Origin of the sequence: Kitasatospora sp. NPDC058048 (assembly GCF_042885555.1) — a bacterium.
Taxonomy (GTDB): Bacteria; Actinomycetota; Actinomycetes; order Streptomycetales; family Streptomycetaceae; genus Kitasatospora; species Kitasatospora lactacystinica.
Genome location: NZ_JBHVRT010000006.1, coordinates 184,529 through 204,428, shown reverse-complemented (window position 1 = coordinate 204,428; position 19,900 = coordinate 184,529). Strand labels below are relative to the sequence as shown.

At 71.3% G+C, this 19,900-nt stretch carries 21 protein-coding genes and 2 pseudogenes; 9 read left to right on the top strand and 14 right to left on the bottom strand.

Going from position 1 to position 19,900, the window contains the following annotated elements:
- Positions 1-2 precede the first annotated feature (2 nt).
- Both ACFVVA_RS08945 and ACFVVA_RS08940 read left to right on the top strand, forming a co-directional pair.
- Positions 3-1,433, top strand: coding sequence for a recombinase family protein (locus ACFVVA_RS08945; protein WP_387687220.1), 1,431 nt, complete (start codon positions 3-5; stop codon positions 1,431-1,433).
- 77 nt (positions 1,434-1,510) lie between these two features.
- Positions 1,511-1,666 (top strand): hypothetical protein, encoded by a 156-nt coding sequence (locus ACFVVA_RS08940; protein WP_387687218.1) that lies wholly within the window; start codon positions 1,511-1,513, stop codon positions 1,664-1,666.
- 43 nt (positions 1,667-1,709) lie between these two features.
- Here ACFVVA_RS08940 and ACFVVA_RS08935 read toward each other — a convergent pair whose 3' ends face one another.
- Positions 1,710-2,189, bottom strand: a complete 480-nt coding sequence (locus ACFVVA_RS08935) for a hypothetical protein (protein ID WP_387687216.1) — start codon at positions 2,187-2,189, stop codon at positions 1,710-1,712.
- A 139-nt stretch (positions 2,190-2,328) separates the two neighbouring features.
- Between ACFVVA_RS08935 and ACFVVA_RS08930 the strand changes: the two genes are divergently transcribed.
- Positions 2,329-2,517 carry a DUF4177 domain-containing protein gene (locus ACFVVA_RS08930; RefSeq protein ID WP_387687213.1) on the top strand — a complete coding sequence of 63 codons (189 nt, stop codon included), beginning with the start codon at positions 2,329-2,331 and terminating at the stop codon, positions 2,515-2,517.
- A gap of 285 nt (positions 2,518-2,802) precedes the next feature.
- On the opposite strand, the pseudogene ACFVVA_RS08925 reads toward ACFVVA_RS08930, so the two are convergent.
- Positions 2,803-3,399, bottom strand: a pseudogene (locus ACFVVA_RS08925) (transposase family protein); the annotation flags it as partial.
- A gap of 143 nt (positions 3,400-3,542) precedes the next feature.
- Between ACFVVA_RS08925 and ACFVVA_RS08920 the strand changes: the two are divergent.
- Positions 3,543-4,031, top strand: coding sequence for a hypothetical protein (locus ACFVVA_RS08920; RefSeq protein ID WP_387687211.1), 489 nt, complete (start codon positions 3,543-3,545; stop codon positions 4,029-4,031).
- A gap of 4 nt (positions 4,032-4,035) precedes the next feature.
- Here the strand turns inward: ACFVVA_RS08920 and ACFVVA_RS08915 are convergent, their stop codons facing one another.
- Together ACFVVA_RS08915 and ACFVVA_RS08910 are read right to left on the bottom strand one after the other, a co-directional pair.
- Entirely contained in the window at positions 4,036-4,386 is a 351-nt protein-coding gene (locus ACFVVA_RS08915) for a hypothetical protein (protein ID WP_387687209.1), read from the bottom strand.
- Positions 4,383-4,718 (bottom strand): HNH endonuclease, encoded by a 336-nt coding sequence (locus ACFVVA_RS08910; RefSeq protein ID WP_387687207.1) that lies wholly within the window; start codon positions 4,716-4,718, stop codon positions 4,383-4,385. The genes ACFVVA_RS08915 and ACFVVA_RS08910 overlap by 4 nt, the downstream gene beginning before the upstream one ends.
- A 269-nt stretch (positions 4,719-4,987) precedes the next feature.
- Here ACFVVA_RS08910 and ACFVVA_RS08905 point away from each other — a divergent pair.
- Positions 4,988-5,134, top strand: a pseudogene (locus ACFVVA_RS08905) (IS5/IS1182 family transposase); the annotation flags it as partial.
- A gap of 30 nt (positions 5,135-5,164) precedes the next feature.
- Here ACFVVA_RS08905 and ACFVVA_RS08900 read toward each other — a convergent pair.
- Complete coding sequence (locus tag ACFVVA_RS08900; protein ID WP_387687205.1) at positions 5,165-5,569, bottom strand: RidA family protein; 405 nt, start codon at positions 5,567-5,569, stop codon at positions 5,165-5,167.
- Positions 5,570-6,193: 624 nt separating this feature from the next.
- Between ACFVVA_RS08900 and ACFVVA_RS08895 the strand changes: the two genes are divergently transcribed.
- The gene (locus ACFVVA_RS08895; protein WP_387687203.1) at positions 6,194-6,445 is read left to right on the top strand and encodes a hypothetical protein; all 252 of its coding nucleotides are present in this window, start codon (positions 6,194-6,196) and stop codon (positions 6,443-6,445) included.
- 87 nt (positions 6,446-6,532) lie between these two features.
- Positions 6,533-7,024, top strand: coding sequence for a hypothetical protein (locus tag ACFVVA_RS08890; protein WP_387687201.1), 492 nt, complete (start codon positions 6,533-6,535; stop codon positions 7,022-7,024).
- Positions 7,025-7,568: 544 nt separating this feature from the next.
- On the opposite strand, the gene ACFVVA_RS08885 is transcribed toward ACFVVA_RS08890, so the two are convergent.
- From ACFVVA_RS08885 to ACFVVA_RS08865, 5 genes are all read right to left on the bottom strand, one after another.
- A complete protein-coding gene (locus ACFVVA_RS08885; protein WP_387687199.1) occupies positions 7,569-7,892 on the bottom strand; it encodes a hypothetical protein in 324 nt (107 codons plus the stop codon).
- A gap of 669 nt (positions 7,893-8,561) precedes the next feature.
- On the bottom strand, positions 8,562-9,110 hold the full coding sequence (locus ACFVVA_RS08880; protein WP_387687197.1) for a hypothetical protein: 549 nt from the start codon (positions 9,108-9,110) through the stop codon (positions 8,562-8,564).
- A 94-nt stretch (positions 9,111-9,204) separates the two neighbouring features.
- Positions 9,205-9,999, bottom strand: coding sequence for a spermidine synthase (locus ACFVVA_RS08875; RefSeq protein WP_387687401.1), 795 nt, complete (start codon positions 9,997-9,999; stop codon positions 9,205-9,207).
- Positions 10,000-10,088: 89 nt separating this feature from the next.
- Complete coding sequence (locus ACFVVA_RS08870) at positions 10,089-11,060, bottom strand: alpha/beta hydrolase (protein ID WP_387687195.1); 972 nt, start codon at positions 11,058-11,060, stop codon at positions 10,089-10,091.
- Positions 11,061-11,078: 18 nt separating this feature from the next.
- Positions 11,079-13,391, bottom strand: coding sequence for a tetratricopeptide repeat protein (locus ACFVVA_RS08865; protein WP_387687193.1), 2,313 nt, complete (start codon positions 13,389-13,391; stop codon positions 11,079-11,081).
- A gap of 109 nt (positions 13,392-13,500) precedes the next feature.
- On the opposite strand from ACFVVA_RS08865, the gene ACFVVA_RS08860 reads away from it, so the two are divergent.
- Positions 13,501-14,904 (top strand): selenium-binding protein SBP56-related protein, encoded by a 1,404-nt coding sequence (locus ACFVVA_RS08860; protein ID WP_387687191.1) that lies wholly within the window; start codon positions 13,501-13,503, stop codon positions 14,902-14,904.
- 64 nt (positions 14,905-14,968) lie between these two features.
- On the opposite strand, the gene ACFVVA_RS08855 is transcribed toward ACFVVA_RS08860, so the two are convergent.
- The 4 genes from ACFVVA_RS08855 to ACFVVA_RS08840 all read right to left on the bottom strand — a co-directional run bounded on the left by ACFVVA_RS08855 (position 14,969) and on the right by ACFVVA_RS08840 (position 18,619).
- Positions 14,969-16,204 carry a globin domain-containing protein gene (locus tag ACFVVA_RS08855; protein ID WP_387687188.1) on the bottom strand — a complete coding sequence of 412 codons (1,236 nt, stop codon included), beginning with the start codon at positions 16,202-16,204 and terminating at the stop codon, positions 14,969-14,971.
- 307 nt (positions 16,205-16,511) lie between these two features.
- On the bottom strand, positions 16,512-17,042 hold the full coding sequence (locus tag ACFVVA_RS08850; protein WP_359900976.1) for a DUF6114 domain-containing protein: 531 nt from the start codon (positions 17,040-17,042) through the stop codon (positions 16,512-16,514).
- Between the two features lie 2 nt (positions 17,043-17,044).
- Entirely contained in the window at positions 17,045-17,701 is a 657-nt protein-coding gene (locus ACFVVA_RS08845) for a DUF6230 family protein (RefSeq protein ID WP_359900974.1), read from the bottom strand.
- Positions 17,702-17,890: 189 nt separating this feature from the next.
- The gene (locus ACFVVA_RS08840; protein WP_359900973.1) at positions 17,891-18,619 is read right to left on the bottom strand and encodes a TetR/AcrR family transcriptional regulator; all 729 of its coding nucleotides are present in this window, start codon (positions 18,617-18,619) and stop codon (positions 17,891-17,893) included.
- Positions 18,620-19,205: 586 nt separating this feature from the next.
- On the opposite strand from ACFVVA_RS08840, the gene ACFVVA_RS08835 reads away from it, so the two are divergent.
- A complete protein-coding gene (locus ACFVVA_RS08835; RefSeq protein WP_380544167.1) occupies positions 19,206-19,874 on the top strand; it encodes a Tat pathway signal sequence domain protein in 669 nt (222 codons plus the stop codon).
- Positions 19,875-19,900 lie beyond the last annotated feature (26 nt).

The following is a 19,900-nucleotide window of genomic DNA, read 5'->3' as shown; positions in this document are numbered from 1 at the left end:
TCGTGCGGTCAGCCGAGCGCGTCGGACCAGTGAACGGGCGGCCCTTCGCAGGCGACGATCTGCGGGGTCTTCCAGAACACCCCGCCGCCCGACTCGGGCCTCGGCTCGGACCAGGGGATGTACGGCAGGCCGGGCAGCCCCAGCAAGGGACCGATGAAGGCGTTGGCCTCCTCCTGCCAGAGCGACGGGTCGCCCTTGCACCTCCAGAGTGCGAGCCCGCGCTGCTGACTGGAGAGTGGAACCATGGCACGGAGCCTGCCGGACCGGTGCGACTCGTCGACCTGCTTCTTCGGAAATCGCAGGTCGTCCGGGGCACGGCGACCCGGGACATCCTGTCGCTGAGGGCCCAGGAGGTGAAGGGTCGCGAGTGGGCAAGGACTAACCGATACGAGGTCCGCCGGATCTTCCGCGAGAACCTGAGCGCGTACAAAGAGGGGGTGAAGCGTCCGGACTTCGATTCGGCAGTGCACGCGCTGCTGGAGGGCGAGTCGGACTGCCTGTGGGTCTACGACTCCTCGCGGTACAGCCGTAAGGGTGCGGACGACGTGCTCAAGATCCTGGACGTGCCGGACAGGCGCCTCGTGTCCGACTGCGGCGTCGCCGACCGGGGCGACCCACGCCGAGGACGTGTTGCTCGGGCCGGGTGCCGGCCGCTGGTCGCCGTAGCCGTCATCGATCATGCGGACGGTGTGGACGGTGTGGACGGTCACGCGGGTACGCCCGCGTTCCAGCAGGTTGAACGCGGCCTCGGAACCCAGGACGACGGTCCGGCCCTCGGCGGGGATGTTCTCCTTGTTGAGCCGCACGCGCAGGCGGGTGAGCGCCTTGCGGATCATCTGGCCGGCCTGCTCGTCGGAGGCCGCCTTGGTGAGGTCCGCCGGGATCTTCGCGGCGGTGGCGACCTCGGGGAACTCGGTCATCGCGGAGGCGACCTTGTTCTCCAGACGCTCGGTGATGGAGTCGATCTGCGGGACCATGACCTGCTCGCCGAACGACAGGAGATCCAGGGAGAGTTCGGCGTCGGAGAGGTCCACCGCGGAGTAGGCGTGGGTGTCGAGCTTGACCGTCAGCGGGCCCTCGTTCAAGTTCTCCGACTGAATCCAGGTGGAGGCGTCGTTGAACTTGCGCTTGGCGTCGATCGCCTCCTCAGCACCCTTCAGGCGGGCGGGGCGGCGGATGTTGATGGCCTGGCCGGTCGCGTTCACGAACTCGGACGCGGCCCGGCGGTCGAACATGCCCGCCAGGACCACGGAGTCCTTCAGATTGGCGAGAGCCGCCTGGACGAGCTTGTCCGGGTTCTGGAAGGCGTTGACGCGGTTCGGATTGAGAGAGATGGCGCTGTTCCTCGGGAAGACGGAAGGCCGCACGGGGCAGGGCGGTCTCAGGTTTTGGGTGATCGTTTCAAGCCGACGGCATCGTCCGATGTCTCGTAATCCCCTCGTCGCGCAGTCGCCCGAAAGGGAGCATGTCAACGAACGAACCCATCGGACACGGAAGAAGGAGACGGGACATGGCAGAAGGTCAGCAGAGGCTGGACAGCAAGCAGATCAGCGGGCAGGTCATTACACACACCATCGTCAAGCCGCTCCGGGGGGATAATGCACCCCCGCCGAACGAGGCCGCGCTTGTCGATGAGCTGGACAAGGCGGACACCGCCTCGGAATGACGGCGGCTGAAGCCTGACACCGCACGCCCGCCCGCCTCGGGGGTCAGATGCCGCAGCGGCGGCGGCACAGCTCCTTGGCCAGGCCCTTGTACGGGTCGGGCTCGGAGTGCGGGGTCAGCTCGCCCGCGCCCAGCACGGGCTTCGGGGCGGCGACGGCGGCCAGCTGCTCGGCGTGCGCGCGGACGGCGGCCTCGTCGGAGCCCTGGACGAGGGCGGCGAGGACCGGCGGCAGCGCGTACTCGGCGGCGATCCGGCCCCGAAGGGCCTGCTCCTGGAGCTGGGCCACCTGCGCGCGCAGCTCGTCCGCCTCGACGCCGGCCTCCTGGCCGCGCTCGCGGGCGGCGTCCAGGTCGGCCTGGATCTTCTCGTACAGCGCCCGGTAGTCCGGCTCCACCGGCTTCGGGGCCGGGCCCTCCTCGCCGCCCTCCGGGGCCGGGGCCTTGGACTCTTCGGGTGCGTGCGGGGTGTCCGGGTGGGCCACGCCATCGGGGATCGCCTCGGCCGGGGTCGGGGTCTCGGGCACGTCTCTCCTGGATTCTGGTGTTGGGTATGCCAATTGGGCGGTGCGGGGTGCCCGAGGACCTTGCTGAACTCCCAGCGCGCCTACGAGTGCGCATGCCACCATCGGCAGAGGACTCCACCGCTAGGGCGAAGGGAAACCTGTGGGAGCGAGCTGGGAGTACAAGATCATCGACGTGAGAGTGAGTGGCTGGAACGTCGATCTTTCAGAGCTGAACGCTCTGGGCTCGCAGGGCTGGGAGGCGGTGAGTGCGAACCGCTACGTTGAGAAGGTCGGAAGCTCCACGGAGGTTGTCCACCGCGAAGTGCTGCTGAGGCGCGCCGTTCACTGAAGGTTGTCCCGTAACCGGGGCCTGACGTCTCGCGGCATACTGGCGCTCGTTGATGACCTTGGTCAGCCGTGGGGGCGTTCGTGCTTGAGTTGCGATGTGAGGCGGTCCGCTGGGTGGACGATGAGCCGTGGCCCGGGGTGGTCGAGGTTCAGTTCACGGATGCGGCGGGACGGCGCTGGTCGCTGTTCGACAAGGCCCCGATCTTCGCGGCGATGGGCGAGCTCGGCCCGGATACTCCGTATCCGGTGGAGGTCACCGTCGTCTGCACGATCGCCCAGGGCCATGGTCTGGCGGGGGCTCCTGTCCGCGACGGCGCCGGTGCGGAATCAGGGCGCCGGTCCCCTGGTAGCCGCCGTCCGCCAGGACCGGCGCGTCCCGGCAGGCACGGTCGACGCCCGACCCGGTGACGGCCCGGCAGTCGTTGCGGTTGCCCGGCAGGGGCAGGCCGACGGCGACGACCAGTCGGCTGTTGGCGTCGATCACCACCTGCTGCTTGGTCGAGTACCGGTAGTTCTTGCTGGAGGCCGCGATCGTTCGGTCGCGGATGGGCACCAGGGTGCCGTCCACGATCAGTACGGTGTCCTGCTGCTGCCGGCGGGCGGGCGGGATTGCCAGCAGTGGTGCGAGGTGGTCCAGCACCCGGTCCGCAGCGGACTTCGAGATCCCGAACAATGGGGCGACCTGCCGCAAGGTCAGGTTGGTCCGCCAGTAAGTGGCGACCAGCAGCACCCGGTCCTCCAGGCATAGCCGCCACGGCCGGCCGCGCTGGACGTCACCGCCACGACGGCGTACCAACGCAACCAGCTTGCGGAACTGCGACTCGCTCAACCCCGAGAACGGCTCGATCCACATCGGATCGCTCGCCGAGATCACCCCACCCATGCCGTGACCAACGCGGGAGCAGGCCAGCAGTTGCGGGACATCCTTTAGCAAAGGCGTTGCAGGATATGGAAGTTGGCGCGTTTGCCCAAGCCTCGTCGCCTACGATGACTCCGCTGAGACAATCGCTGGGCCGAGGGGGCCGGATGGCAAAAGCTCAGGATGGGGACGCCGGGGCACACGACAAGCGGGAGGGCGGGAGAGGCAGAAAGCTCGCATTCCGCTTGGCGATCGCCGGTGTCCTTGTCGGTGTGCTGGCGTTCTTCGGCTTCCGCCAACTCGCTGGACACCCCGACCCGCATGCAGGCGACATCAAGGCGTGCAACGCGTTTGAAGCGGCAGCTGGAGCCTCCTCGAACGACCTGTTAGTGCTTGGCTATCCAGCCGCCATGTACCTGTATGCCAGCAGGCTCCGGGACGCTGCCGCCAGCGCCAACGACGCAACCCTTCACTCAGACCTGCTCAGTGACGCGACTGCTGCCGACCTCGCCGCCAAGGATGCCGATCTCGCCGCCAAGCATCCCGCCGATCCGGCAATGGGACGCCAGGAGAGCGCGGCCAAGGATGCGGAGAAGGCCAGCGCTGACAAGGCGATCAAAGACTGCTCCGACGTGTCGTGGTATCGAGGGAAGTAGGCCGTCAGACTCGGTTGCCCCAGCGGGCGGCGATGGCGTCGCGGGCGTTGTGGCCCCGGCGGTTGCCCTCGCCCTCACCGCGGATTTTGGCGAGGTAGCCGGCCGCGCTCGCCCGGTTGGTCTGGGCCTGCGCGATGCCGGGGTGCAGGACGAACATGCCGGCGCGGTTGCCGCCGGGGATCATCTGGCCCTCGCGGCGCACCACGGCGTCGAGCTGGGCGGCGCGGGCAAGCATCGGCGAGGCGATGTCGATCAGCGCGAGGTCGGTCGACTCAAGGTCGAGTTCCGTCTCGTACAGCGCGACCAGCGCGGCGCGGATCGCCGCCGGGTTCTTCTCGGTCGGGTCGACGTTCAACGGATCTCCCCGGGGTGGCGACGGCGGGTTCGGGCGGGCTGCCAGCGCTCTGCGGCGGCCCTCTTACGGGCCCGGCCGGCGTCGGCCGCGTCCTTGCGGAGCACGTGCCAGTCGCGCAAGGCGCGGAGGTTGGCGGGGTCGTCGGAGCCGCCTTCGGAGCCGCCTTCGGAGGCGGGGACGATGTGGTCGCAGTGGCGCGCGGGCTCGGCGCACGGCTCGCCGGTGTCGTAGCGGATGTGCTGGCACATCCAGCCGTCGCGGTTCATCACCGCGCGGCGAAGGCTGGCCCAGTGCGCAGGAAGCGGAGTCGTCCGGCGTGAACTCGCTGACATGGCAGCCTCCTTGAAGCGCAGGGCCCCGCCAGGTGCTCGACCACGACCGGGGAGAGAGGACCGATCGGGGAGCGTTGCCCTGGCGGGCTGCGAGGGGAGGCCGGCCGGAGTGCCGCAGCAACAGGTGCGCGCACGCGCGAGAACCGCCTCCACATGTATTTAGGCCGCCCGGTCAACATGCCGGCCGACACCCGCGGCCCCCTGTGCTGGTGGGTGAAATGGGCTGGTCGGCGGGTGCGGTGACCAGGCAGGGCCCCCTCGTCGTCGGCGTGGTGATTCCACTCATCACACCGGCGACCGAAGGGGCTCTGTCGGTTCCGTATCGAGCCACGCTCGACGTCCCGCATGAGCTCGTCGAGCATGTTGCCTGGCTGCTGTGCGAGCACCGCCGGACCCGCAACTATTCAGGACGAAAGAGGCCGAGGGAATCAGGCCGGCCTCCTCGCCTACGGCTTCACATCGAGACGCACGAGCGCGCCGATCTCCACGAGTTGGTCCGGCAGCGCCAAGTCGGAAACGCCCATGACCGTGCTGGTGGGCCGATGCTCCCCGAAGTACTGGGCGTGGAGGCGTGCTGTCGCGTCGAAGTTCTCCCGCAGGTTCCTCACCAGAACCGTGGTCTCCACTATCTGGCTACGCTCGGCCCCGAAATGCCTCAGCACCAGGTCCAGATTCTCCAGCGCGGTGCGGACCTGCAGTTCGAATTCGCCGGCACCCACGAAGTTGCCGTGACGGTCATGAGACAGCTGCCCCGACACATAAACCGTGTCACCGACCTGGATGGCCTGACTGTACCCGTACAACGACTCCCACGGCATGCCGAACCCGAATGCCCTCACCTGAGAACTCATGACTCACTCCCTTGATACAGCACGTGGAGCCGTCAGTTGCAGACAGGCCCCTTGCGCATAGAAGTTACGGGTCCGCATAAACGATGCTTTTCTGGTAGCGCCATCCAAGTTTTCTCTGCGCGCACAAAATTGGCTTCAGTGGGCTCCTCCGGGCGCCGGTGTGGCGAGTGGAACCTCTACGCCACGACGAGGCGCCCTGCCTCCTCACCACATTCTTCGGCCAGCCCGTTTCACCCTCCAGCAAAAATGAAAGAGGCTCACTCTCTGCGCACAGTGCGTGGCGCTGAGTTTATTCCCGCAGGTCACATTGTGCTTTCCCGTCAATGAAAGGGGCCGGCCGATATTCGTATCGGATTTCGGCTGCCATGACGCCCCGGGCAATAAAGCTCATGGAGACGGACGCCGAATACCGCGCGGTACACGAGAGCTGCCGGGGGTGGCGTGCCTCCCTGGACATGACCGCGTGGGACTGCGACTACACCCACACAGCGGGCAACTACGTCTTCCGGTCGCTCTGAGCTGTGCCCCCCTGGTGGCGGCCCAGCCCCCGCGCAGGGTCCCCGCCAAGGGTGCACAGACACCAGACCCCACCCCCTCACCTCCCCAACAACCCAGGAGCCGGCCATGACCGACGACGACCGCTTCCAGTGCCTCTACTGCGGAGGGACCCTCGAAGCCTCCGCTCCGCTGTGCTTCGTCGTCCGCTGCCTCCCCGACGGCACCGCAACCGCCGACCTGTCCGGCCTCGAACTCGAACTCGAACTGTCCACGGTCCGCTGCGCCGACTGCGGCCGGGACGCGTCGAAGGAACAGGACCGGATCATCACGGACGCCATGTGGCTGTTCACGCAGGCACTGACCGGCACACAGGCCTGAGCCGCTTCGGTGGCGACCGGACACGCTCCGGCCCCGCCGGGGCCCCTCAGACTCCGGGCCCCACCCCCGCCCCGAAGGAACAGCGCCATGTCCACCGCACAGCTTCAAGCCCTCGTCGACCGCGTCTACCGCAACGAAGAGGCGTGGGAGTCCGGGTTCCGGAAGAACGTCCCTACCTACGACCCCGCCCGCTACCCCGACCAGCTCGCCGACAACGAGCGCATGGACGACTGGGACGAGATGGACACCTCCCGCGCCTTCGACAGCAGGGAGCTGCTGTTCAAGCTGACCGCCGAACTCGAAGCGATCATCGCCGAGATGGAGCACACCCCCGGAGGGCAACCGTTGATCAGTGCCGAAGACTTCACGCTGCTGTCCCACTGGGCCTTCGGCAACCGGATCGGGGCCGACATCGCCGACCCGGACAGCACCGCCGCTCGGCGGCTCGCCGAGGCCGGATACCTCACCTCTGGGCACATGACCGGCTTCTGGCGGCTCACTCGCGCCGGACACGCCGCCCGCGCCGAGTACACCAGGGCCCACCCGGTCGGGCGGGGCGTCAGCGGCGTCCGGCTCTGACCGGCCGCCGCTGACACCAGGCCCCACCCCCGCACAGCACCGGAGAGCAAGCAGCCTGCCGAAGTACATCGTCGCCGTCGACTTCATCACCGTGCATGTGGGCCCGTCCTCGCCGACAGCCCCGAAGCCGCCCAGGCCGAAGCCGAGCGCATCGTCACGGGCGACCGGGAGACCTGGTACGACCACACCGAGCCGCTGTGTGTCGGCGACGCCCTCACCGAAGCCGAGTGGGACGCCGAGCAGGAAGCCGACAACCGCCGCCGAAACACCTGGCACCAGACCCCGCCCCGGGCCAGCTGGCCGAAGGACGACGGCCCCGCACCGAAGTTCACCGCGCCCCGCACCGACCACCACGCCGACGGCACCGAATGCCCGCCCACCCACAAGCACACCAGCAGCGGCAAGCCGCTCACCGAGGGCTGCTCCGGCCGGGCGTACTCCCGGGCCGTCTGTACCTGCGGGTGGGAGACGAAGAACGCAGGCAAGGGCTACACCGACGAGTGCCGTGAGCGACACCTCGCCACCGCACACCGCTGAGCCAGGGTCAGCACTCGCGCAGACCGGGAGCCGGATCCACTGGGCTGCTGACGTCGAAGGCGGGCACGTTGCCCCACGCACCGTTGTCGAGCTGGGTCCAGTACCAGATGTTGTTGCCGCCCGCGTGCGGGTCGCCGTGGCCCCAGCACTCGAACCAGTCGAAGGTGCCGCCGAGTTGGCCCTTGGACACCGACTGGTAGGAGCGCTGCTCGTAGCCCTTGGCTCCGGCCTTGTGCTCGCAGTACAGCCGGCCATCGGAACGGACACCGCAGTCTGCGGCGGTTGCCGGGAAACCGATCGCGGCCAGGCCGGCCGTCAGCGCGGTGGCCATGACCAAGACGGTGATCTTCCTGCGCACGTTCACGTGTACTCCCGTTGAAGGTGGGGCGCCTGCGCACTGTCGTGGCGTGTGGGCGCTGGCGGGTGACCTCGGCCTCGCCGCCGAGGGTGATCGTGCGTCCAGATATAGCGCCCATCCGCCCACGAACCACCATGTGTCACTCGTGCGAGGGCGCGCCCAGAATACGGCTGACGGGCTCGCCATTCGGTCCTGCCAGGTCGCGGGTCGAAGGGCCGGCACCGACCGACAGAGCCCCCACCGGCACCAGGCCCCACCCCGTCCACCCGGGGTGGGGCCGGTGTCGAAGTGCCGCGTGTAGGCCCCCCGTTGGCGTTGAGCCCCACCGTAAGAGTGCTGTGTATAGATCTTTCTAAGAGTGTCAGTAAAACGACACTACCGACATGGCCCTTACGCCGTACTCCCCCTCCACCACCCAGCGTGACCACAGGCCCCACCCCAGGAGACACCAGTGCACACCCCCGCCCGCGCCCCCTGGATACCCGGAGGCGGCACCGCCCTGGGGTGGGGGCTGCGCCGACTGCATCGCCCGCGCGCGGAATCCCCAGCGCCGCGCCGCGCTGCGGGCCGCGCTCACCCCCGCCTGGAGCTAGCCGCCGCCAGCCTCTGGGTGACCCACGAACTCCCGGCTCGTTCGTGCGGTCAGCCGAGCGCGTTGGACCAGTCCGCCAGTCGGGCGAAGTCCTGGGCCGTCAGGCCGACCTTCGGGTCGACGTGGTGGAGCAGCGCCGGGCCTGGGTGGTGGGCTTCGACCCAGGCCCGGTCGGCGTCCGTGATCAGGTCGTCGACCCAGGCGAACGGGCGGCCCTTCGCCCAGGCGACGATCTGCGGGGTCTTCCAGAACACCCCGCCGCCCGGCTCGGGCCGTGGCTCGGACCAGGGGATGTACGGCAGGCCGGGCAGCCCCAGCAAGGGACCGATGAAGGCGTTGGCCTCCTCCTGCCACGTCGTCGCCCACGCCAGGTCGAAGGGCAGCGCCGCGAGGGCCGGGCCGTGGGCCGGGTTGAGCCAGACCCGCAGGAGCTTCGGCGCCTTGTGGGGAAGGCCCCAGGCCGTGAGCCGACGGCGCTCGGCCGCCTCCCAGCGCGGCGTCATCAACCGGTGGGTCTCGTAGCCCTCGGGCCGCCGGTAGGGCTTCGCCGCGCACGGGTTCAGCGGTCCGTCGACGTCCACCAGCAGCAGCGGCCGCATCGCCTCGCCTCCTCCGGGATCGTCCCCGCACGCTACCCGGGCGGAAGGAGGAGGCCCACCGGATTTCCGGCCGCCGACCCTGCGGGGCCTGGGCTCAGCCGATGCTGAACGCGCCGTCCGGTGGGGGTGGGGAGTCGGTGGCCTCGGCGTCGGTGACCGGGGCGGTCCGGCCGACCAGGTCCGCCAGGTCGTCCCCGTCGGTGAGCCGCGCCGGGAAGATGTCGCCGGCGAGCAGCCGGGTCAGCTCGGCCACCGGCAGGGGCGCCGTAGAGCCGGCCAGCAGGATGTTGCCGTACCGGCGGCCGCGCAGCACCGGCGCCTCCGCCACCAGGCAGACGTACGGGAACACCGCCCGCACCGTCGCCGCCTGCGCCTTGGCGAAGGCCAGCGGCGGGCCGTCCGCCAGGTTCGCCGCGTAGCAGCCGCCGGGGCGCAGCACGGCCGCGGCCAGGCGCAGGAATTCCACGGAGGTGAGGTGGGCGGGGGTGCGCGAGCCGTGGAAGACGTCGGCGATCACCAGGTCCTGCGAGCCGGCCGGGGTTTCGGCGAGGGCCTCCCGGGCGTCACCGACGGTCGCGGTGATGTCCGCGCCGGGGCCCTGCCAGGGCAGTTGTTCGGCGACCAGTTCCAGCAGCGGTCCGTCCACCTCCGCCACCCGTTGCCGGGAGCCGGGTCGGGTGGCGGCCAGGTAGCGGGGCAGGGTGAGGGCGCCGCCGCCGAGGTGCAGCGCGTCGAGCGGCTGTCCGGCGGGGGCGAGGGCGTCGGCGAGGTGGCCGAGGCGCCGGGTGTACTCGAACTCCAGGTGGGTCGGGTCGGCGAGGTCGACGTAGGACTGGGGGGTGCCGTCCAGGGTGAGCAGCCAGCCGCCGTCCCGGTCGAGGTCGGGCATGAGCTTGGCGAAGCCGAGGTCGGTCCGCCGCCCGACGGGCACCGGCTCGTCGTGCTCGTCGTCCTCGGCGCCCTCGTGCTGCGGGAAGGTCACGCGTGCTCCCCGACGGGCTCGACGTCGAGGTAGGCGGTGAGCCAGCGGTCCAGTTCGGCGAACACCTCGGTGCGGGCCTGCGCACCGGACAGCACCAGGTCGTGCATGCCGCCCTTGATCCGCACGACGGTGACGTGCCGGCCGAGCCGCGGCGCCTGCGCGGCGATGTCGTCGGCGCGCAGGACGGCGTCGGCGTGGTGCAGCGCGCTGTGCCACTTGGTGGTGGAGATGGACCGGGTCGAGGCCATCAGCAGCACCGGCACGTCGATGCCCAGTCCCCGGTGCAGCCGCCGGTGGCCCTGGTGGATCGCCGACAGCCAGCCCGCGTACAGCGGGAAGCTCTCGGGGCGCTTGAGGGTGAGGTCGAAGTCCCACTCGCCCTGGTGGTCCTTGTGCAGGCTGTGGGTGTAGTGCGGGTTGAGCGCGGACGGCAGGACGCGGGTCGGCGCCAGCCGCCCGACCGCCGTCACGGCGGGCCCGCCGAGGGTGCGGGCCGCGGGCCCGACCGGCATCGACAGGAACGGACTGTTGAGGAACAGCCCGTCCACCACCTCGCGCCCGGCCCGGCGGCCGGCCCACAGGGCCCCGATCAGCCCGCCGGTGGAGTGCCCGTTGAGCAGCAGCTGACGGTGCCCGTCCACTTCGCGGATGATCCGGACGGCCTCGTCGATCTCCTCGTCGTACTCGGCGAGGTCGCGGACGAAGTTCGGCGACTGGTGGGGGCGCAGCGAGCGGCCGTACTTGCGCAGGTCGAGGGCGTAGAAGGAGAAGCCGAGCGCGGTGTAGTGGTCCGCGAGGTTGGTCTGGAAGAAGTAGTCGTTGTACCCGTGGATGTACAGCACGGCCCGGTCCGCGCCGGGCACCGGCCGGCGGACGAGTGTCGCGCACACCGCCCCTTCGTCGTCCGGCCGCAGCGTCAGCTCGGCGGCCTCGTAGGGGGCACCCAGGATGTCTTCACGGAACTCCATGAGGGTGACTGTACTGGCTCAGCCCTGCTCGTCCCCGGCATCGCCGACCTGCTGGGATGTGATGATCGCAATGCTTTCGGAGAGCGCCGCGCAGGCGTCGTCGATGGCACGATCGGCCTGCCGGCGGGCCTCCTCGGCCTCCTCGTGCCGGCCGAGGTCCTCGAACACGGCTCGGAGTGCGCTCCAGGTGCTGCCCTCACCGGTGCGGTCGCCGAGTTCCTGGCAGACGGCCAGGGACCGCCGGTGGGCCGCCAGGGCTTCGTCCGCCCTCCCGACACGCCGCAGGGCGATACCGAGGTTGCGCAGGCTCTGGCTCTCCCCCTGACGGTTCCCCGTCTCCCGCAGCAGGCGGCCGGCCCGCTCGTGTGCGTCCACCGCTTCCCCGGCCCGGCCCGCCCGGGCGAGGGTGACGCCGAGATCGCCCAGCACCAGCGCTTCGTTGTACCGGTCACCGGCCTCCTGGCAGATGATCCGCGCCCGCTGATGGGCCTCGATCGCCTCGTCGTAGCGACCCCGGCGGCTGAGGATCTGGGCGACGGAGCCCCAGGACATCCCTTCGCCGCTCCGGTCACCGAGGTCCCGGAAGACCGTTGCCGTCCGCCGCAACGTCTCGTCGGCCTCGTCCAGCTGTTCCGCGTCGATCAGCAGGATGCCGAGGTTGAACGACAGCCGGGCCTCCCACCGCCGGTCGTCCCGGCCGTGCACCAGGGTGAGGGCGTGCCGGGTCGCGTCGATGGCCGGCTGCCTCTGGTGCAGGCTCGCCAGGACTTCGGCGAGGTTCGCGTGGGCCGAGGCCTCCCCTTTCCGGTCGTCGACCTCCTGGAAGATCTCGCCGGCGGTCAGCAAGGCCTCCATCGCCTTCTCGAACCGGCGGGCCCGGCCCTGTGCGAAGCCGAGGTTGTGCCACGCCGTCGCCTCCTCGGACCTGATCCCGACGGCGAGGGCGGCGGACAGCGCCGCCGTCGTCATCGCGACGGCGTCGTCGTTCCGGCACCACCGGACCAGATGGCCGACCAGCGCCGAGGACAGCGGCATCGCCACCGAGGGAAGGCCGATCGCCGCCGCCAGACGCACGGTCACGACCAGGTTGGCGCGCTCGCACTCCAGCCACGCCAGGGCCTCGCCCCGGTCGCGGAACCGGCCGGGGCCCGGCCTTCCGGGAAGCGCCTCGATCTCCTCGTCGGCGGCCACGGCCGTCTGCGCGTAGTGCACCAGCAGGCGCTGCAGGGCGCTCCCGCCGGCCGCCCGGTGGCGACCGGCGTGTTCCAGGGCGTAGTCCCGGACCAGGTCGTGGAGGTACCAGCGGCCGCCCGCCGTCTGTTCGACCAGCGCGCTGCCGACGAGCCGGGCGAGCCGGGAGCGGACCTCGCGGACCTTCCCGTCGGCCAGTGCGGCGGCGGCCTCGGTCGAGATGTCGGGGCCGAGGTTGAGGGCCAGCAGCCGGAACAGCTCCGCCTGCGGCTCGGTGAGCCTCCGGTACGAGCGGTCGAGCACGATGCGGATGCCGACCTCGCCGTCGTCCAGGAGGTCGAGCCGGGCGGCGTGATCGGCCAGGTCCGTGCCGAGCTCGTCGGAGCGGAGGTGCGGGTCCAGGACGAGCTGGGCGGCGGCGAGCCGCAGGGCGAGCGGGAGGCGGCTGCACAGCTCCGCGATGCGACGGGCGGCCGCCGGGTCGGCCGTGACCCGCTCGTCGTCCGCGCGGGCGGCGCGGACGACGGTGTCGAGGAGGGCGACGGCCGCCTCGGGTCCGAGGACGCCGAGGCGGTGGAGGCGGGCGCCGAGGCCGGGGAGGGTCTCGCGGGAGGTGACCAGGAGGCGGTGGCGGGTGGACGGCGGCTGGAGGAGGCGGACCTGGTCGGCGGCGGAGGCGTTGTCGGCGATGACCAGGACGCCGCCGCCGTGCTGCTCCAGCCGGGCGCGGTAGAGGGCGGCCCGGGTCTCCGGGTCCGGGGGGATGTGCTCCGCCGGGACGCCGAGGGCGCGCAGCAGGGTGTCGAGGGCCTGCCCGGCCTCGACCGGGGTCTCGTCGTAGCCCCGGAGGTCGACGAGGAGGGCCGCGGAGAAGTGCTCGGCGTCCAGGAGGGCATGGCCGACGGCGATCGCCAGCGTCGTCTTGCCGATGCCGCCGAGGCCGGTGACCGTCACCGTCGGCGGGCCGTCCGTGGTCAGCAGGGCCCGGAGTTCGGAGAGGTCCTGCTCCCGTCCGGTGAAGGCGGAGGTGAGCGGCGGGAGGCCGGCGATGGTGGGCGGCCGGGGGGTGACCGTCACGTGCGCGGTGTGCGCCTGGACGACCGGGCCGTGGAAGTTCCCCCCGCGAATGCTGTTGTGCACCCGGTCAGGGTAGCCGCCCGCGCCTCCCGGCCGCTTCTCGTGCGCCTCCTGTGCGCCGGTGGTTCTGTGGAACGCTTCCCGGACAGACCAGGCGAGTTGGGGAGTTTGCATGCAGCACGGGCATACCGATCCGTCGCTCTACCGTTCGGCCGCCGAGGCGATCGCCGCTCCGCCGGAGAAGCTGGCGTACGTGGCCGGGTTCGACCGGTCGGGGCAGCAGCCGGACGCACTGCTGAGCGTCGACACCGATCCGGACTCGGCGAGCTACGGGAAGGTTCTGAACTTCGCCGAACTGCCCACGCTCGGCGACGAGTTGCACCACTTCGGCTGGAACGCCTGCTCCAGCGCCCTGGCCCACGCCTGCCACGAGAACCCCGAGCGGCGCTACCTGCTGCTGCCCGGGCTGCGCTCCTCCCGGCTGCACGTCCTGGACACCCGGCCCGACCCGGTCCGCCCGCGCCTGGTGAAGACGATCGAGGCCGAGGAGTTGGCCGCCAAGGCCGGCTACTCGCGCCCGCACACCCTGCACTGCGGCCCCGACGGCGTCTTCCTCTCCTGCCTCGGCGGCGCCGACGGCGAGGACGGGCCGGGCGGGGTGGCGCTGCTCGACCACACCACCTTCGAGGTGCTGCGCCCCTGGGAGACCGAGCGCGGTCCGCAGCACTTCGCCTACGACGTCTGGTGGCACCTGGGCACCAACGTGGGCATCACCAGCGAGTGGGGCACCCCGTCGATGGTCGAGGACGGGGTGGTGCCGGACCTCCTGCTCGGGCGCAAGTACGGCCACGCGCTGCACTTCTGGGAGCTGGACTCCGGGCGCCACCTCCAGCGGGTGGACCTCGGCGACCAGTACCAGATGGTGCTGGAGCTGCGCCCGGCGCACGATCCGCAGGCGGAGTGGGGCTTCGTCGGTGTGGTCACCAACGTCGAGGACCTCTCCTCCTCGGTGTGGCTCTGGTACCGGGACGGGCCGGCGTTCACCGCGCGCAAGGTGATCGAGATCCCCGCCGAGCCGGCCAAGGCCGAGGACCTGCCGCCCGCGCTGCAGCCGTTCGGCGCGGTGCCGCCGCTGGTCACGGACATCAACCTGTCGGTGGACGACCGCTGGCTGTACGTCTCGGCGTGGGGCACCGGGGAGCTGTTCCAGTACGACGTCTCGGACCCGTTCCACCCCCGCCTGGCGGGCTCGGTGCGGCTCGGCGGGATCGCCGCCCGCACCCCGCACCCGGCGGAGCCCGGCCGGCCGCTGAGCGGGGCGCCGCAGATGGTGGAGATCAGCCGGGACGGCCGGCGGCTGTACCTCACCAACTCGCTCTACGGCGCCTGGGACGACCAGTTCTACCCGGAGGGCATCGAGCCCTGGATGGTCAAGCTGGACGCCGACCCGGAGGCCGGCGGGCTGAGCGTCGACGAGCGCTTCTTCCCGCACGGCGCCGACTTCCGGGGCCTGCGCGTCCACCAGACCCACCTGGCGGGCGGCGACGCCTCCTCCGACTCCTACTGCTACCGCTGACCCGCCGACGGACCGGGCGGCCGCCCGGTCGGCGGCCGCCGGTCCGACGGCCGTCCGGCCGGCGTCACCGGAACAGCGCCTGGTCGAACCGCACCTGCGTGGACGGCAGCCCGGCCGCCGCCAGCCGGGTGCGGACGGAGCCGACCATGCCGATCGGCCCGGTGACGCAGGCCAGGTGCTCGCGCCAGTCGCCGGCCGAGGCGACGGTGTCGGCGAGCTCGCCGACGGTGACCGGGGTGACGGTCAACCACGGCTTGTGCTGGCCGAGTTCGGCCAGCGACTGCCAGTCGTAGAGGTCCGCGCGCTCCCGGGCGCCGACGAACAGGTGGACCCGGCGGCCGGTCGGCCGGCTGGTGGTCTGCTGCTCGATGATCGCCTTCATCGGGGCGAGGCCGGTGCCTCCCGCGACCAGCAGCAGGTCGCGGGCGTCGTCGTCGGGCAGCAGGCTGCCGCGCGGCGGGCCGAGGCGCAGCCGGTCGCCGACGGCGATGTGCTCGACCAGGGCGGCGCTGACCCCGCCGGGGCCGGTGCGGCGGACGTGGAACTCCAGCTCGTTGTCGGCGCGCGGGGCGCAGCCCATCGAGTACTGCCGCCAGGTGTGCGGCAGCGCCGGGTGCTCGACGGTGCCGTACTGCCCGGCCCGGTACGGGTACGGCTCGCCGGTGCGCACCCGCAGCACGGCGAGGTCGGGGCGGCGGCGTTCGTGGCCGGTCACCACGGCGTGCCAGTACGGGGGTTCGGTGAGCGCGGAGTCGGCTCCGGCCACCATCGCGCCGACGGCGAAGCGCAGCATCCGCACCCAGGCGCCCTCCAGGTCCTCGGTCCAGCGCTCGCCGGCCCGGTGCCGGACGGCCGCGCACAGGGCCTCCTCGAAGGCCTCGTAGTGCACCGGCCGGACACCCAGCTTCCGGTGGTCGCGGCCGAGTTGGCGGAGTGTCTGCTCCAGTTCGGCCGGGCGGTCGAGGTGGTCGATCAGGTGGTGGAAGATCCGTTCCAGGTGGAGCTGCTGGAACTCCATCGAGGCCGGGAAGAGCGGTCGCAGATACGGGCGATGGCTGAACATCACCGCGTAGAGGTGGTCGATCAGATCCGCGAGCGGGGAGATCAGGTCGAGGTCGCGCCGGATCAGGTGCTGGTCGGCGGCGCCGTCGTAGCCGCCGTCCTCGCCGTACGCGCCGTACCCGAAGTCGCCGCTGCCCGAGGAGGACGGGGCGAGGAGTTGGCGTCGCAGGCGCATCGCGTGATGGCGGGCGATCAGGCGGTCGTACTCGGCGGTGGCGGTGGCGGTGCCAGTGCTCATGCTGCTGTTGTCCATGTCCCGTCCAGTCAACTGCCGGGCCGCCGAGCGCGAGAAGGGCCGATCGCCCCGGAGGAACCCGGGACCATCGACCCCTTGCGTTGGTACGTGTGGACCGGGATGGTTCTCGGCCACCGCGGACCGGACCGCCCGGATGGGCCGGTACGGCCCCGGAAGGGCGGGCACGACCCCGGAAGGACAGCGGCCGAAGGACACCCGCGGCAGGACGGCCGCGAAGGAACGGGTGCGACGGGCGGGTGCCCCACGCCCCGGTGCTCTCCCACCACCAGGACCCGGGGCACCGCCGTCGTCAGACCCCTGCCCGGTGCGTCTCCCGGCGCTCCAGCCGCCGCTGCCGGCCCTGGCGCAGCGGCTGTTCGGGCAGCCACCCGAAGGTGAGACAGGCGCCGACCACTCCGAGCAGCATCCCGATCACGAAGCCGCCCAGGTTGGAGGTGAGCCAGCTGGCCAGCGAGGCCAGCACGGCGAGGATGGAGTAGAACAGCCGCTGCGCCGGATTGAACAGGATCAGCAGGCCGCACAGCATCATCACCGCCGGCACCAGGTACCCGGCCAGCCCCTGCATCCCGATGTGCAGGATGACGGGCAGCGGGGCCTTCAGGGTGAACAGGATCTCGGCGCCGCCGAGCGTCACCAGCAGCCCGCCCCAGAACGGCCGCTTGCCCCGCCAGTCGCGCTTGGTCGGGCGCGCGGTCGGCTCGGCGGCGGTGGCCGCCGCGGCCTGGGCGGGCGCGGCCGCCGTCCCCTCGGCGGCCACCCCCTCGGCCCGTGCCGCGGTGCCCTCGCCGGTGCCGGCCGGCTCCGGTACGGACTCCGTCATGGTCAGCAGCCCGTGGAGCTGAAGCTCAGCCGCAGGTTGGGCAGCTTGAACCCGACGGCGGTGCTCGCGTAGTTGTGCTGGTTCAGGTGGGTCAGGGTGACGTGGTCGGCCTGCTGGCCGAAGACACCGGCACCGCCCTTGCCGACCGGGCCGGCCTTGGTGTAGGTGCTGGCGTCGCCGCCGATCTCGATGTTCTTGAACTCCGCGTCGCCGGACAGCAGGTCGGAGTCGGTGGTGAGGTCGGAGGCGGTGACGGGGGTGCCGCCGTCGCCCGCGTGGATCACCAGGTTGATGCCGCCGAGGTCGACGCTCTGGCACAGGTTGGTGATCTCGGCCTTCTTGATCGCCGACACCGCGACCAGCACCTGACCGCCGGTGGAGCCGGCGTTGGGGCTGTCGGGGATCATCGAGTCCAGCGCGCCGAACTGGGCGAAGCCCTCGCCGTCCAGCTTGTCCGCGGTGATGGTGAACGGCATTCCGGAGATGGAGAACTGGGCGGCGAGCACGCCCTGGGCGGTGAGCGCCATCAGGACGCCCCCGGCGGCGACGGCCGGGACGGCCATCAGGGCGGTGCGCTTCAGCCGGACCCGTCCTCTTCTCGGCCCGCTCGGCGTCTGCGGGGTCTCGGCCGCCGTGGCGGCGTCCTCGGACATGGCCATGTGTGTGCTCCCTGTGGGTGGATGGGTCTGCAGGCACTTGGCACGTTGTCCTGGCGCGGACAGCGTTCCCCGGGCGCGACCGGGCCGTCCGCCCCTCGGCAGCGGGGCGGGTCCGGTCAGCACGCGGTAAGTAACTGGGAAGCTACTGCCCGGTATTGGCCGGGTCAATACGGGTGCACGAAGGGATCTTCACCAATCGGCGACCCGCTTCGGCCAGTCCCGCACCCCCATCCTCTCGGCCGCTTCCGCCGGACCGAGGAACGGCGACAGGCAGAACATGCTCAACACCGGCAGCAGTTCCATCAGTTGTTCGGTCCGGCCGGAGTCGATCCACCGGTAGATCGCGCTGTAGACGCCGCCCACCACCGAGTCCACCATCTCCTTCGAGTCGACCCCGCCCGGCAGTTGGGGCACCTCGTCGAAGAACGCCCGGAACCTGGTCAGCAGTTGGGCCCGCTCCCGTCGGCCCGCCGGGCCGACCGCCTCGACCTCGATCACCGCCATCGTGGCGAACGCCGGTGTTCCGGCGAGAAGTTGGAGCATCGCACCGAGCGCCTTCCGGATGCCCCGGCACCAGTCGGATTCGGCCGTGAAGGCCGCCGCCATCCGCCGGATCACCACACCGGTGCCGTGCCGGTGCGCGGCCAGGAAGGCGTCCTCCTTGCCGCTGAACAGCTCGTAGAAGACCGGCCTGGTCACGCCCGCCGCGCGGCAGATGTCGCTGATCGTCGCGTGCTGGTAGCCGCGCTCGGCGACGGTCCGCACCAGGCCGTCCAGCAGCCGCTCGCGCTGGGTCGCGGCGACCACGCCGGCGGGCAGCCGGCGCGGCCCGGGCTTGATCGAGCGGGCCGGATCGCGGCCGGTCCGGGCGCCCGGCAGCAGGACCACGTCGGCTCCACGGAGGTTCTTCCGATCCATCACCAACTCCTGTGTCCTGTATTGACATTGACGGAACACTGGGTTTACAACACTGACAGGTTTCCAACCGGTGGGCCAGCAGGCCCCCACCGGCCGGACCTCCGGAGGCTCCGGAGAGCCCGGACGAACGCCCGGGCCACGGGACCACGGCGGAGACGGGGCGCGACGGCGGCAGCCGTCGACGTGCCCCACGGCACCGCACGTCCCCGACCGAACGGCGCGGTGCCGTTGGTGTTCCACGCCGCCGTCCGTACGCACGACCGTGCCACCGCAACGCCGCACCACCACCGCAGGACCGTGCCACCGCAATGCCGTACCACCGCACCGCCGTACGCCCACCCTTGCGTACGTCCGCACCGCCGTACCGAGCGGGCGGGCCCGTGGCGCCGGGCCCGCCCGCACGCCGGCCGGTGCCGAAGCCCGCGGGACGCTGCCCCGGCACCGGGCCACCGGCGCCGAACCACCGGCACGAAGCCCTCCGGTACGAAGCACTCCGGTACGCCATGCACCTCCCCCGTCGTGCACACCACCACACCCGCACGCGGGGATTCCCCCACCCGTCCGTCGGACGGAGAGAGGCACCCTCATGCGCATCAGCCGCACCCTCGCCACCGCCGCCCTCGCCGCACTCGCCCTCACCGGCGCGGCCGTCGCCCCCGCCCAGGCCGCCGGCGCGGTCCTGACCACCGGCAGCCCGACCGGCCCGGCCGTCGCCGTCGGCGACGTACTGACCGCCAACCTGGTCTCCGGCACCTCCGCGACCTTCTACAACAGCGCCACCGGGACGACCGGCGTCAAGTGTGCCGCCTCCTCCTTCTCGGCGACGGTGACCTCCAACCCGGCCGCGCCGGGCAGCGCCACCGAGCAGCTCAACACCCAGACCTTCGGCTCCTGCACCTCCAACGTCATCGGCGTCACCGGCGTCAAGAGCGTCACGGTCACCAGCCTGCCGTTCACCAACACCGTCAGCGACGGCCCCGGCAACCCGGTCAAGCTCACCCCCGGCGCGGCCGGCGTGATGGGCACCACCGTGGTGCTCAACACCATCCTGGGCAGCATCAGCTGCAACTACCAGAACACCACCGGGATCAACGGCACCACCTCCAACACCGGCAACACCATCGGCTTCACCGGCCAGCCGTTCGCCCTGGCCTCCGGGCCGAGCCTGTGCTTCGCGACCGGCTACTTCAGCGCCACCTACGGCCCGGTCCTCGACACCTCGGTCGCCGGCAGCCCGGCCCTGTTCGTCAACTGACGCCAGGGCCTTCCCGGCCCGTCCCG